Below are 13,221 nucleotides of genomic sequence, written 5' to 3'. Positions count from 1 at the left end.
GCTCCGAAAAATTCCGTGTCCGTTTGGCGCTATATGGCGGAAACGGGCAGGAATTACCAGTGCGCAGCCGCTTGGTCTCGGCGAAAGCGCCGGACTTACGTGACGGCGAAAATGCCCAGCACCACCAGCAGGAAGATGATCAGAACGATGCCGATAAGGATACGCGCACCGGTGGCCGCGGCACCTGCCAGTGCCGGCATGCCGAGCAAGCTCGCCGCTGCGGCGACGATCAGGAGAATGATAATCCATTTGAGCATGACAATGCCTCGCAAACCGGCAAATATTTCAACCACATGAAAACGCGGTTGCAGCGCTGGGGTTCCGTCGAACCGATGCGGATCAGGGCGCTATGTGCTCCGGCACATCCCAGACCTCGCCCGGCCGCAAGGCGCGAAAGCGCTCGCGTGGGATGCCTCGATCGTCAAGCGCCTCGGTCAATTTGCGCGCCGGCTCGTCGATCGGCTCGTCGGTGAGCTGGAAGGTGCCCCAGTGACAGCCGGCGGCATGGGCGGCGTTGCACAGCGTCATGCCTTGCACGGCTTCCCAGGGATTCTGGTGCTGCGGCGCCATGAACCAGCGCGGCTCATAGGCGCCGATCGGCAGGATGGCGAAGCGGAAACCGCCATGTTTCTCGGCCATCAGCCGGTAGTTGATGCCATCGTGGAAGCCGGTATCGCCGGCGAAATAGAGCTTGCCGTCAGGCGTTTCGACGACAAAGCCGGCCCAGAGCGCCATGCGCCGGTCGCGGGCGCCACGCGCCGACCAGTGATGCACCGGCTCGACATGAACGGCGGCGCCGTCGCCGATCTCGACCCTGTCGCCCCAGTCATGCGCCGACAGCCGCATGCCGGGCACGGCGGCTTCGATGATGGCGTCGTTGCCGAGCGGAGTGAGCACCAGCGGGTCGTGGCCGGCCTTCAGCCGCTTCAACGTGGCGAGGTCGAGATGGTCATAGTGGTTGTGGCTGACCAGCACGAGGTCGATCGGCGGCAGGTCGGCAAAGGCGATGCCTGGCGCATTGATGCGTTTTGGTCCGGCGAAGGAAAGCGGCGAGGCGCGCAGCGACCACACCGGATCGGTAAGGATGTTCAGACTGGCCGTCTGGACCAGCAAGGTGGAATGGCCAACCATGGTCACTTCCAGCGCGGCGCCCTCGACCCTTGTCGCCGGCTTTGCCTGCGGAAAGGGGCTTGCATCGCTCGCCGGCCATTTCGAGCGCTGGCCATTCAACTGCCATTTCAGCAGGTCGGCGAAACGGCCGGGTGGCTGGCCGTCGGGATTGAAGAACAATGCGCCGTCGAAATGGTCGCTGGGCGGGCCGCTATAATAGCGATTGGCGGCTGTCTTTCTCGCGGCCAATTTTGCGGCTCCGGCAGGTGTTTCGTTTTCCAGACATAGGCGCTAAGGCGGCTCGCGCAAGCGTCCAACCGTCGAATGTCGGCGCTGCACTGCTTTGACCGGATCCCCAGGCGACGCGCGACAAGCGGTCAGCCGCCGCGATTGCGTTAAATTTGCAACAATTCTTGCTGCAAACTGTATTTTAACCATATCGGGTTGAAATTTCGCCACCTTCTCCATCTTGGTGGGGGTGAGATTGTGCGGACGGCTTCCCCCCAGCCGGATCCGACGGAGGTTGGAATGACTTTTTCGAAAACCGGTCTGGTGGCCGTATCGCTGGCGGCGCTCGTTGCGAGCGGCTGTTCGACCTCGCGTTTCTCCTCGATGGATGACCAGCAGCCGGCACCGCTGGAGGCCGCGCCCGCCGGCAAGGTGACGGCGAACCAACTGCCGCCGCCGGCATCGCCCGGCACCACCGACCCGTCTCAATTCCCGACCGCTCCTGCGAACACGCAGGTCGCCGCGCTGCCTTCGGATGGTTCGGCGCCGGCCGGCGCTTCGGACGTGACTGCCGCCAGCGTCGCCGGTGTCTGGAACGCCAGCGTTGCGGGCCAGAGCTGCAAGGTGGCGACACCGCAGACCAAATTCGGCGCCGGCTTCCGCGCCGGTCCGCTGCATTGCCCGGCGCCGATGGACGGCGTCAAGTCGTGGAACGTCGCCGGCAAGCAGCTGACGCTCTATGACGAGAGTGGCGGTGCGCTGGCGCGGCTCTATTCCTCGGGCGGCTCGAAATTCGACGGCCAGACTTCCAACGGCCAGCCGATTTCGCTTACAAGGTAGGCTAATGCATGTCGCCCAAAAGTGGCCGCGGTTTTGGGAAAACAAAGATCTAAAGCGGGTCGTCTGAATCCGTTCAGACACGACCGCTTTAGTCCTTCCGAATGCATGTCGCGCAGAAGTGACCCCGGTTTCGGGACAGCGACATGCATAAACAAATGGCGTGACCGATGCATCTGCGTGACGGCCTCCAGACCCATGCGACCGTCAGGCAGCGCTACGACCATCTGGTGGAAACCGGTACGATCGACCGCGATCCGGCGCAGGAACGGATCGTTGCGGCGCTCGACCTGCTGACCGATGAGATTTCGGCCAAGCGGCTGGCGCATAAGTCGAGCGCGCTGGGCTGGCTGTTCGCCCGCAAGCGCGAGACGCATGAGGCCGTCAAAGGCCTTTACATCCATGGCGGCGTCGGTCGCGGCAAGACCATGCTGATGGACATGTTCTTCGAGTTGCTGCCGGTGCGGCGCAAGCGCCGCGTCCACTTCAACGACTTCATGGCGGACGTGCAGGACCGTATCCAGAAGCACCGGCAGGCGCGCAAGAACGGCGACGTCAAGGAGGACGACCCGATCCCGCCGGTGGCCAAGGCCCTTGCCGAGCAAGCCTGGGTGCTGTGCTTCGACGAGTTCTCGGTCACCGACATCGCCGACGCGATGATCCTGTCCAGGTTGTTTTCGGCGCTGTTTGCCAGCGGTGTGGTGCTGGTCGCCACCTCGAATGTGGCGCCGGAAAACCTCTACAGCGACGGGCTGAACCGTCAGCTTTTCCTGCCCTTCATCGGCATACTGGAGCGGCACACACAGGTGCTGGCGCTCGATGCCGACAAGGACTACCGGCTGGAAAAGCTCGCCCGGACACCGGTCTATGTCACGCCGGCCGATGCGGCGGCGGACCAGCTACTCGACGAGGCCTGGCAAGCCATGACGCGCAACGCGCCGACCGCCGAGACATCGATTGCCCTCAAAGGGCGGCAGGTGATCGTGCCGCGTGCGGCAGGCGATGCGGCGCGGTTCTCCTTCGCCGATCTCTGCGAAAAGCCGCTTGGCGCGCGCGATTTCCTGGCGATCGCCGGGCGCTTCTCAACCATTTTCATCGACCACGTCCCGGTGCTCGGCGAAGGCAAGCGCAACGAGGCCAAACGCTTCATTCTTCTGATCGACACGCTCTACGACCATCATGTGCGGCTGGTGGTGAGCGCCGAAGCGCCGCCGCAAGCGCTTTATGCCGCCAAGCGCGGCGTGGAGGTCTTCGAGTTCGAGCGCACCGCATCGCGGCTGATCGAGATGCAAAGCCGCGACTGGCTGGAGGATTGGGCGGAGCGGCAGAAAGGGAAGCCGGCGCCAGAGGCACAGCAGGCGCAGGCCTGAATTTCCAGGGAATGCGTCGGTAGCGATCCTTTGCCCCCCCTCTGTCATGCCAACGTCTACAACTCGAACCTCCTCGGCCACCCGCATCACAAGGGCGTCATTACCCGCATTCAGCCTTACGATTTCCATCTTCATCGGTTATTTCCTCCCAAGTCGGCTTACAAACTTTGACGTTTACGTAAATCCCAAATGATCTAACCGATTGAAAACACTGACGCCAAAATAATCGTTTGAATTTTTTCCGTGCCGGGGCTATTGGGTGCGGCGAAAATTCGCGGTTCCCCGCAGCATTCCGGCCTCTTCTTCGACGCCACCATCAAGTCACCAGAGATTTGAGACGTCGTCACCGACAAAGGGAAAACATCCTCACATGGCACGCAACAAGATAGCGCTTATCGGCTCTGGCATGATCGGCGGCACGCTCGCTCACATGATCGGCCTCAAGGACCTCGGCGACGTGGTGCTGTTCGATATTGCCGAAGGTATCCCGCAGGGCAAGGGGCTCGATATCGCGCAGTCGTCGCCGGTCGATGGCTTCGACTCCAGGCTCACCGGCATCAACGACTATGCCGGCATCGAAGGCGCCGACGTCTGCATCGTCACCGCCGGCGTGCCGCGCAAGCCCGGCATGAGCCGCGACGACCTTTTGGGCATCAACCTCAAGGTCATGGAGCAGGTCGGCGCCGGGCTGAAGAAGTATGCGCCGAAGGCTTTCGTCATCTGCATCACAAACCCGCTCGACGCCATGGTCTGGGCGCTGCAGAAATTCTCAGGCCTGCCCAACAGCCACGTCGTCGGCATGGCCGGCGTGCTCGACAGCGCGCGCTTCCGCTATTTCCTGGCCGAGGAATTCAAGGTCTCGGTCGAGGACGTCACCGCCTTCGTGCTCGGCGGCCACGGCGATTCCATGGTGCCGATGATCCGCTACTCGACGGTATCGGGCATTCCGCTGCCCGACCTCATCAAGATGGGCTGGACCTCGAAGGAGAAGCTCGACCAGATCGTGCAGCGCACCCGCGACGGCGGCGCCGAGATCGTCGGCCTGCTCAAGACCGGCTCGGCCTATTACGCGCCGGCCGCTTCGGCGATCTCGATGGCCGAAGCCTATCTCAAGGACAAGAAGCGCGTGCTGCCCTGCGCGGCGTATCTCTCCGGCCAGTATGGCGTCAAGAATACCTATGTCGGCGTTCCCGTGGTGATCGGCGCCGGCGGCGTCGAGCGCATCATCGAGATCGAGCTCAACAAGAGCGAGCAGAAGATGTTCGACTCCTCCGTGGCGACGGTGCAGGGCCTGACCGAGGCCTGCGTCAAGATCGCGCCGCAACTCGCCTCCAAATGAATCTCCAGTAAGTGAACCCCCAGTCGATCCGGAGACCATCCAGATGAACATCCATGAGTATCAGGGCAAGGCACTGCTGAAGAGCTTCGGCGCGCCGGTGGCCGAAGGCGTGCCGGTGTTCAAGGCGAGCGAAGCGGAAGCCGCCGCCAAGGCGCTGCCGGGCCCGCTCTATGTGGTGAAGAGCCAGATCCATGCCGGCGGCCGCGGCAAGGGCAAATTCACCGAGCTCGGCCCGGACGCCAAGGGCGGCGTGCGGCTGGCGAAATCGGTGGCCGATGTCGTCGCCAACGCCAACGAGATGCTGGGCAACACTCTGGTGACCAAGCAGACCGGCCCGGCCGGCAAGCAGGTCAACCGCCTCTATATCGAAGACGGCGCCGACATCGAACGCGAGCTCTATCTGTCGATCCTGGTCGACCGTTCGGTCGGCCGCATTGCCTTCGTCGTCTCGACCGAGGGCGGCATGGACATCGAGGCGGTCGCGCATGACACGCCGGAAAAGATCATCACCGTCGCCATCGACCCGGAAAAAGGTGTCACTTCAGCCGACCTGAAGGCGCTCAACGGCGCGCTCAAGCTCGACGGCGATGCGGCCAAGGACGGCGATACGCTGTTCCCGATCCTCTACAAGGCCTTCGTCGACAAGGACATGAGCCTGCTCGAGGTCAATCCGCTGATCGTCATGAAGAACGGCCGGCTGCGCGTGCTCGACGCAAAAGTGTCGTTCGACAACAACGCGCTGTTCCGTCACCCCGACGTGCTCGAACTGCGCGACACCACCGAAGAGGACGAGAAGGAAATCGAGGCGTCGAAATACGACCTCGCCTATGTCGCGCTCGACGGCAATATCGGCTGCATGGTCAACGGCGCCGGCCTTGCCATGGCGACGATGGACATCATCAAGCTCTATGGCGCCGAACCCGCCAACTTCCTCGATGTCGGCGGCGGTGCGTCCAAGGAAAAAGTGACGGCGGCGTTCAAGATCATCACCAGGGATCCGGCGGTCAAGGGCATCCTGATCAACATCTTCGGCGGCATCATGAAGTGCGACATCATTGCCGAGGGCGTCATTGCCGCGGTCAAGGAAGTCGGCCTGGAAGTGCCGCTGGTGGTGCGCCTGGAAGGCACCAATGCCGAGCTGGGCAAGAAGATCATCAACGACAGCGGCCTGAACGTGGTGTCGGCCGACGATCTCGACGATGCAGCCAAGAAGATCGTGGCGGCGGTGAAGGGCTGATCTGGTGCCTCCGCATAAGATAAACCTGGTCGAGGCTGCGGATCAAAAGATCAAGAAGGTCTTCGATCCGCATATCGCCGGCGACGTCAACGACAGCCAGGCGAAGGTCGCCAAGTTCGGCGAGGTCTTCGATTGGCACGCGCATGACAATGAGGACGAAGCCTTCCTCGTGCTGCGTGGGCGTATTGCCATCGATTTCCGCGACGGCCCGGTCGAACTCGGCGAGGGCGATTTCATCGTCGTGCCGCGCGGCGTCGAACACCGGCCGCGCTCGCTCACCGTTGAGCCCGTGGTGCTGATGTTCGAGCCGGCAACGACGCTCAACACCGGCAACGCCAAGAGCGACCTCACCGTCGCCGACTTGAAGCGGCTCTGACCATGTTTTCCTCGATCAACGGTTTTTAGAAAAGGGCTCCCATGTCCATCCTCGTCGACAAGAACACCAAGGTGCTGGTGCAGGGCCTGACCGGCAAGACCGGCACGTTCCACACCGAACAGGCGCTGGCCTATCACGGCACGAAAATGGTCGGCGGCATCCATCCCAAGAAGGGTGGCGAGACGTGGACCGGCGCGAAGGGCGAAAGCCTGCCGATCTTCGCCACCGTCGCCGAGGGCAAGGAAAAGACCGGTGCCAATGCGTCCGTCGTCTATGTGCCGCCGGCAGGCGCCGCCGAAGCCATCCTCGAAGCGATCGAGGCCGAGATCCCGCTGATCATCTGCATCACCGAAGGCATACCGGTGATGGACATGATCAGGGTCAAGGCCAGGCTCGACCGTTCGACCTCGCGGCTGATCGGCCCGAACTGCCCGGGCGTGCTGACGCCCAACGAATGCAAGATCGGCATCATGCCCGGAAACATCTTCCGCAAGGGCTCGGTCGGCGTTGTTTCGCGGTCGGGAACGCTTACCTATGAGGCAGTGTTCCAGACCACCAATGTCGGCCTCGGCCAGACCACCGCCGTCGGCATTGGCGGCGACCCCGTCAAAGGCACCGAGTTCATCGACATGCTCGAGATGTTCCTCGCCGACGAGGAGACCAAGTCGATCATCATGATCGGCGAGATCGGCGGTTCGGCCGAGGAAGACGCCGCGCAGTTCCTCAAGGACGAAGCCAAGCGTGGCCGCAAGAAGCCGATGGCCGGCTTCATCGCCGGGCGCACGGCGCCGGCCGGCCGCACCATGGGCCACGCCGGCGCGGTCATCTCCGGCGGCAAGGGCGGCGCCGAAGACAAGATCGCGGCAATGGAATCGGCCGGGATAAAAGTTTCGCCGTCGCCGGCAAGGCTGGGCACGACCTTGGTCGAAGCGATCAAAGGGTAAGGGAATAGGGGAGTAAGGGAGTAGGGCAGTAGGGAAAATAGCAGCGGCAAAAAGCCCTACTCCCCTATTCCCTTATTTCCCTACTCCCCTCCAAAAACAGGAGACGGAGCCGGGCTCCGCGGACAAAAATGGCAAGACAAGATCAGGCCAACGACCAATTTTCTCTCACCTCTTTCCTCTATGGCGGCAATGCCGATTACATCGACGCGCTTTATGCCGCCTATGAGGACGATCCAGCCTCGGTCAATCCCGAATGGCAGGAGTTCTTCGCCGGGCTGAAAGACGATTCCGGCGATGTGCGCAGGAACGCCAAGGGCGCCTCCTGGGCCAAGCCCTCCTGGCCGCTGCAGGCCAATGGCGAATTGGTGTCGGCGCTCGACGGCAATTGGGGCATCGTCGAGAAGACGATCGAAAAGAAGGTCAAGGACAAGGCGGTCACCAATGGCGTCGTCTTGTCCGACGCCGACGTGCACCAGGCGACGCGCGATTCGGTGCGCGCCATCATGATGATCCGCGCCTACCGCATGCGCGGCCATCTGCACGCCAATCTCGATCCGCTCGGCATCGCCAAGCCGCTCGAGGACTACAACGAGCTGTCGCCGGAAAACTACGGCTTCACCGAAGCCGATTACGACCGGCCGATCTTCCTCGACAATGTGCTGGGGCTTGAATTCGGCAGCATCCGGCAGATGCTGGAAATCCTGACCCGCACCTATTGCTCCACGCTCGGCGTCGAGTTCATGCATATTTCCGACCCTGAGGAAAAGGCCTGGATCCAGGCGCGCATCGAGGGTGCCGACAAGGAGATCACCTTCACCGCCGCCGGCAAGAAGGCGATCCTGCAGAAGCTGGTCGAGGCTGAAGGCTTCGAGCAGTTCATCGACGTCAAGTACAAGGGCACCAAGCGCTTCGGCCTCGATGGCAGTGAGGCGCTGATCCCGGCGCTGGAGCAGATCGTCAAGCGCGGCGGCCAGCTCGGCATGAAGGAAATCGTGCTCGGCATGGCGCATCGCGGCCGGCTGAACGTGCTCTCCCAGGTGATGGCCAAGCCCCACCGCGCCATCTTCCACGAGTTCAAGGGCGGCTCTGCGGCACCCGATGAGGTCGAAGGCTCGGGCGACGTCAAGTACCATCTAGGCGCCTCGTCGGACCGCGAATTCGACGGCAACAAGGTGCATCTGTCCTTGACCGCCAACCCCTCGCATCTGGAAATCGTCGATCCGGTGGTGATGGGCAAGGCGCGCGCCAAGCAGGATTATCTGTTCGGCCGCAGCCGCGAGGAAATCGTGCCGCTGGAAGAGCGCGCCAAGGTGCTGCCGCTCTTGCTGCATGGCGATGCCGCCTTCGCCGGTCAGGGCGTGATCGCCGAGATCCTCGGCCTGTCCGGTCTGCGCGGCCACCGCGTCGCTGGCACGCTGCATTTCATCATCAACAACCAGATTGGTTTCACCACCAACCCGCGCTTTTCGCGCTCCTCGCCCTATCCGTCCGACGTCGCCAAGATGATCGAAGCACCGATCTTCCACGTCAATGGCGACGACCCGGAAGCCGTGGTGCACGCCACCAAGGTGGCGATCGAGTTTCGCATGAAGTTCTTCAAGCCTGTTGTGGTCGATATGTTCTGCTATCGCCGCTTCGGCCACAATGAGGGCGACGAACCGGCCTTCACCCAGCCGATCATGTACCGCAACATCCGCAACCACAAGACGACGGTGCAGATCTATGGCGACCGGCTGATCGCCGAGGGTCACCTCACCCAGGCCGAGCTCGACCAGTTGAAAGCCGACTGGCGGGCGCATCTGGAATCCGAATGGGAAGTCGGCCAGCACTACAAGCCCAACAAGGCTGACTGGCTCGACGGCGCCTGGTCGGGCCTGCGCACCGCCGACAACCAGGACGAACAGCGGCGCGGCAAGACCGCCGTGCCGGTCAAGACACTGAAGGAAATCGGCAGGAAGCTGACCGAGGTGCCGAAGGACTTCGAGGCGCACAAGACGATCATCCGTTTCCTCGAAAACCGCCGCCAGGCGATCGAGTCCGGCGAAGGCATCGACTGGTCGACGGCCGAGGCGCTGGCCTTCGGCGCCATCCTGCTCGATGGCAATCCGATCCGCCTGTCGGGGCAGGATTCCGAACGCGGCACCTTCTCGCAGCGCCATTCCGTGCTCTACGACCAGCGCGACGAGACCCGCTACATCCCGCTCAACAATCTGTCGGCCGCACAGGCCGGTTACGAAGTCATCAACTCGATGCTGTCGGAAGAGGCGGTGCTGGGCTTCGAATATGGCTACAGCCTGGCCGAGCCCAAGGCGCTGACCCTGTGGGAAGCGCAGTTCGGCGACTTCGCCAACGGCGCCCAGGTGGTGTTCGACCAGTTCATCTCGTCAGGCGAACGCAAGTGGCTCAGAATGTCGGGCCTCGTCTGCCTGTTGCCGCATGGCTATGAAGGCCAGGGTCCGGAACATTCCTCGGCCCGGCTCGAACGCTTCCTGCAGCTTTGCGCCGAAGACAACATGCAAGTCGCCAACTGCACCACGCCGGCCAACTACTTCCACATATTGCGCCGGCAGCTGAAGCGCGACTTCCGCAAGCCGCTGATTCTGATGACGCCGAAGTCGCTGCTGCGCCACAAGCGGGCGGTGTCGACGCTGCCGGAAATTTCGGGCGAAAGCTCGTTCCACCGGTTGCTGTGGGACGATGCGCAGCTGCTTTCCGGACAAGCGATCAAGCTGGTCAAGGATTCCAAGATCCGCCGCGTCGTGCTGTGTTCGGGCAAGGTCTATTACGACCTCTATGAGGAGCGCGAAAAGCGCGGCATCAACGACATCTATCTGCTGCGCGTCGAGCAGCTTTACCCGTTCCCGGCCAAGGCACTGATCACCGAACTGTCGCGGTTCCGCAATGCCGAGATGGTGTGGTGCCAGGAGGAGCCCAAGAACATGGGCGCCTGGTCGTTCATCGACCCGTATCTGGAATGGGTGCTGGCGCATATCGACGCCAAGCATCAGCGGGTGCGCTACACCGGCCGTCCGGCCGCCGCCTCGCCGGCGACCGGACTGATGTCGAAGCATCTCGCCCAGCTCGCCGCCTTGCTCGAAGACGCGCTTGGTGAATAGAGAAGATCTGGGCGCACAACAGAACCGAAAGAAAACGGACAGGCACAATGGCTACCGAAATCCGCGTTCCCACTCTCGGCGAATCCGTCACTGAAGCGACCGTCGGCAAATGGTTCAAGAAGGTTGGCGATACAATCGCCGCCGATGAACCGCTGGTCGAGCTCGAGACCGACAAGGTGACGGTGGAGGTGCCTGCCGCCGCCGCTGGCACTCTGGGTGAGATCACCGTCAAGGAAGGCGAGACGGTCGGTGTCGGCGCGCTGCTGGGGTCGATTTCGGCAGGCGGCGCGGCCGCCGCGCCGGCGACCAAGCCGCAAGCGGTGTCGCAGGCCTCGTCGCCGGATGCGGCATCGACCGGCAAGCAGGCCGCGGCCGAGACCGCCAAGATCGCCGGCGATGCCGGCCCGGTCGAACCGCGCACCATGCCGCCGGCACCGGCCGCGGCGAAACTGATCGCCGAAAGCAATCTCTCGGTCGACCAGATCTCCGGTTCGGGAAAGCGCGGCCAGGTGCTGAAAGGTGACGTGCTCGACGCCATCTCCAAGGGCGCGCCGTCGCAGCCGGCCGAGACGCCGAAAGCAGCACCGGCACCGGTTGCCGTGCGGGCGCCGTCCTCGGGCGACGATGCATCGCGCGAGGAGCGCGTGCGCATGACCAAGCTGCGCCAGACCATCGCGCGCCGCCTCAAGGAAGCGCAGTCGACCGCAGCCATGCTGACCACCTTCAACGAGGTCGACATGTCAGCGGTGATGGCGCTGCGCACCAAGTACAAGGACGTGTTCGAAAAGAAGCACGGCGTGAAGCTCGGCTTCATGGGCTTCTTCACCAAAGCCGTCACCCACGCCCTGAAGGAAATCCCCTCGGTCAATGCCGAGATCGACGGCACCGACATCATCTTCAAGAACTATGCCCATATCGGCGTCGCCGTCGGCACCGAAAAGGGCCTTGTCGTGCCGGTGGTGCGCGATGCCGACCAGATGTCGATCGCCGAGATCGAGAAGGACATCGGCCGGCTGGGCATCGCCGCGCGCGACGGCAAGCTGTCGGTCGCCGACATGCAGGGCGGCACGTTTACGATTTCGAACGGCGGCGTTTACGGGTCGCTGATGTCGACCCCGATCCTCAACGCGCCGCAGTCGGGCATTCTCGGCATGCACAAGATCCAGGACCGGCCTGTCGTGGTCGGCGGCCAGATCGTCATCCGGCCGATGATGTACCTGGCGCTCAGCTACGATCACCGCATCGTCGACGGCAAGGAAGCGGTGACGTTCCTGGTGCGCGTCAAGGAAAGCCTGGAGGATCCGGAACGGCTGGTGCTTGATCTCTGAGGTCTGGTGCTGGTCCGGCTGTTGGAATGTGTGCCGGAGGAAGGGATCTGCGCGGCAGAATGACGACCCGTTCCCTTAGCCTTTCCAAGGTGCTTTCGATCGCATCGATCGCGGCCGGCATGGTGCTGGCCGCTGCCGGCGCCCATGCCGCCTGCCCGATAGAACTCGCTGTCTATGGCGACGCCCAGAGCGGCAGCGAGATCGATTTCACGCCGACCGGCACCTCGGCTACCGTCACCAACACGTTCCGCATGATCCTCGACAACAATGTGGTGCTGAATGGCATCGTCATGTGGAATGAAGGCGTATCGCGGCCGAACGGTGCGCTGATGCACAAATGCCCCGAGGGCGACGTCACCGGCGAGGAGCTTGCCGCCTGCACGCCCTGGCATGGCGTCATCTACACGGCGGATGAAAAGGGCAACATCGGACTGCTGCCGGCTGAAGGCGTCGAAGCGCCGAAGACGCTGATCCTGCCGGACCTCGGGCCGGCGTTGCGCCAATCCAGCGCCTATGGCGGCAGCGGATTTTCGAAAGTGCCGTGGGATGTGTTTGCCTTGAAGGGATGCCAGGAATGAGCGGGACGCAAAAGGTGCTGCTGGTCACCGGCGGCAGCCGCGGCATCGGCGCCGCGATCTGCCGGCTCGGATCGAAGGCCGGCTACCGGGTCGCGGTCAACTACACTTCGAACCAGGAGGCCGCCAAGGCGCTGGTCGCCGAGATCGAGGCCGCCGGCGGCGAGGCTTTCGCGGTCAAGGGCGATGTCGGCAAGGAGTCCGATATCGTGGCCATGTTCGAGGCCGTCGACCGCGCCTATGGACGGCTCGATGCCTTCGTCAACAATGCCGGCATCGTCGAGGTCAAGGCGCGCGTCGACGAGATGGATGTTTCGCGGCTAGAGCGCATGATGCGCATCAATGTCGTCGGCTCGTTCCTCTGCGCCCGCGAGGCGGTGAAGCGCATGTCGACCCGTCATGGCGGGTCGGGCGGATCCATCGTCAACATCTCGTCGGCCGCGGCGACATTGGGCTCGCCGGGCGAATATGTCGATTATGCCGCCTCCAAGGGCGCCATCGACACCTTCACCGTCGGGCTCGCCCGTGAGGTGGCGCTAGAAGGCATCCGCGTCAATGCGGTGCGGCCGGGCATCATCGACACGGACATCCACGCCTCCGGCGGGCAGCCGGACCGGGTGGAGCGGTTCCGCGATCTGCTGCCGATGAAAAGAGCCGGTACAGTGGATGAAGTCGCGGGCGCGGTTCTCTATCTTCTCTCCGACGCCGCGTCCTATACGACGGGCGCGATCCTGAATGTAAGCGGCGGCCGCTGAGCGCTC

Annotated in this window: 12 protein-coding genes; 10 read left to right on the top strand and 2 right to left on the bottom strand. The window is 63.1% G+C overall.

Going from position 1 to position 13,221, the window contains the following annotated elements:
* Positions 1–95: 95 nt before the first annotated feature.
* Together AC0L2D_RS23645 and AC0L2D_RS23640 are read right to left on the bottom strand one after the other, a co-directional pair.
* Positions 96–257, bottom strand: coding sequence for a DUF1328 family protein (locus tag AC0L2D_RS23645; RefSeq protein WP_013528842.1), 162 nt, complete (start codon positions 255–257; stop codon positions 96–98).
* An 82-nt stretch (positions 258–339) separates the two neighbouring features.
* Positions 340–1,359 carry an MBL fold metallo-hydrolase gene (locus tag AC0L2D_RS23640; RefSeq protein WP_064992620.1) on the bottom strand — a complete coding sequence of 340 codons (1,020 nt, stop codon included), beginning with the start codon at positions 1,357–1,359 and terminating at the stop codon, positions 340–342.
* A 279-nt stretch (positions 1,360–1,638) separates the two neighbouring features.
* On the opposite strand from AC0L2D_RS23640, the gene AC0L2D_RS23635 reads away from it, so the two are divergent.
* The 10 genes from AC0L2D_RS23635 (at position 1,639) to AC0L2D_RS23590 (ending at position 13,215) form a co-directional block, all read left to right on the top strand.
* On the top strand, positions 1,639–2,178 hold the full coding sequence (locus AC0L2D_RS23635; protein WP_013528844.1) for a protease inhibitor Inh/omp19 family protein: 540 nt from the start codon (positions 1,639–1,641) through the stop codon (positions 2,176–2,178).
* Between the two features lie 167 nt (positions 2,179–2,345).
* Positions 2,346–3,545 (top strand): cell division protein ZapE, encoded by a 1,200-nt coding sequence (gene zapE, locus AC0L2D_RS23630; RefSeq protein ID WP_127384636.1) that lies wholly within the window; start codon positions 2,346–2,348, stop codon positions 3,543–3,545.
* A 370-nt stretch (positions 3,546–3,915) separates the two neighbouring features.
* Positions 3,916–4,884: a malate dehydrogenase gene (gene mdh, locus AC0L2D_RS23625; RefSeq protein WP_013528846.1), complete on the top strand. Its 969-nt coding sequence runs from the start codon at positions 3,916–3,918 to the stop codon at positions 4,882–4,884.
* 43 nt (positions 4,885–4,927) lie between these two features.
* Complete coding sequence (sucC, locus tag AC0L2D_RS23620; RefSeq protein WP_013528847.1) at positions 4,928–6,121, top strand: ADP-forming succinate--CoA ligase subunit beta; 1,194 nt, start codon at positions 4,928–4,930, stop codon at positions 6,119–6,121.
* Positions 6,122–6,125: 4 nt separating this feature from the next.
* Positions 6,126–6,497 carry a cupin domain-containing protein gene (locus tag AC0L2D_RS23615; protein WP_013528848.1) on the top strand — a complete coding sequence of 124 codons (372 nt, stop codon included), beginning with the start codon at positions 6,126–6,128 and terminating at the stop codon, positions 6,495–6,497.
* Positions 6,498–6,538: 41 nt separating this feature from the next.
* Positions 6,539–7,441, top strand: coding sequence for a succinate--CoA ligase subunit alpha (gene sucD, locus AC0L2D_RS23610; RefSeq protein WP_013528849.1), 903 nt, complete (start codon positions 6,539–6,541; stop codon positions 7,439–7,441).
* Positions 7,442–7,569: 128 nt separating this feature from the next.
* A complete protein-coding gene (locus tag AC0L2D_RS23605; protein ID WP_027163286.1) occupies positions 7,570–10,557 on the top strand; it encodes a 2-oxoglutarate dehydrogenase E1 component in 2,988 nt (995 codons plus the stop codon).
* Between the two features lie 47 nt (positions 10,558–10,604).
* The gene (gene odhB / locus AC0L2D_RS23600) at positions 10,605–11,885 is read left to right on the top strand and encodes a 2-oxoglutarate dehydrogenase complex dihydrolipoyllysine-residue succinyltransferase (RefSeq protein WP_127371212.1); all 1,281 of its coding nucleotides are present in this window, start codon (positions 10,605–10,607) and stop codon (positions 11,883–11,885) included.
* A 59-nt stretch (positions 11,886–11,944) separates the two neighbouring features.
* Entirely contained in the window at positions 11,945–12,463 is a 519-nt protein-coding gene (locus AC0L2D_RS23595; RefSeq protein ID WP_473542626.1) for a hypothetical protein, read from the top strand.
* Entirely contained in the window at positions 12,460–13,215 is a 756-nt protein-coding gene (locus AC0L2D_RS23590) for an SDR family oxidoreductase (RefSeq protein WP_473542624.1), read from the top strand. The genes AC0L2D_RS23595 and AC0L2D_RS23590 overlap by 4 nt, the downstream gene beginning before the upstream one ends.
* The last annotated feature ends 6 nt before the right edge of the window (positions 13,216–13,221 follow it).

This window comes from Mesorhizobium sp. WSM4833 (genome assembly GCF_055811095.1).
The sequence above is the reverse complement of the archived record's forward strand: the minus strand, read 5'-3'. Positions and strand labels throughout refer to the sequence as shown.

Coding starts and splice junctions, on each gene's coding strand:
- AC0L2D_RS23645 (WP_013528842.1), bottom strand. CDS start 257: ATGCTCAAATGGATTATCATTCTCCTGATCGTCGCCGCAGCGGCGAGC.
- AC0L2D_RS23635 (WP_013528844.1), top strand. CDS start 1,639: ATGACTTTTTCGAAAACCGGTCTGGTGGCCGTATCGCTGGCGGCGCTC.
- zapE (WP_127384636.1), top strand. CDS start 2,346: ATGCATCTGCGTGACGGCCTCCAGACCCATGCGACCGTCAGGCAGCGC.
- mdh (WP_013528846.1), top strand. CDS start 3,916: ATGGCACGCAACAAGATAGCGCTTATCGGCTCTGGCATGATCGGCGGC.
- sucC (WP_013528847.1), top strand. CDS start 4,928: ATGAACATCCATGAGTATCAGGGCAAGGCACTGCTGAAGAGCTTCGGC.
- sucD (WP_013528849.1), top strand. CDS start 6,539: ATGTCCATCCTCGTCGACAAGAACACCAAGGTGCTGGTGCAGGGCCTG.
- AC0L2D_RS23605 (WP_027163286.1), top strand. CDS start 7,570: ATGGCAAGACAAGATCAGGCCAACGACCAATTTTCTCTCACCTCTTTC.
- odhB (WP_127371212.1), top strand. CDS start 10,605: ATGGCTACCGAAATCCGCGTTCCCACTCTCGGCGAATCCGTCACTGAA.
- AC0L2D_RS23595 (WP_473542626.1), top strand. CDS start 11,945: ATGACGACCCGTTCCCTTAGCCTTTCCAAGGTGCTTTCGATCGCATCG.
- AC0L2D_RS23590 (WP_473542624.1), top strand. CDS start 12,460: ATGAGCGGGACGCAAAAGGTGCTGCTGGTCACCGGCGGCAGCCGCGGC.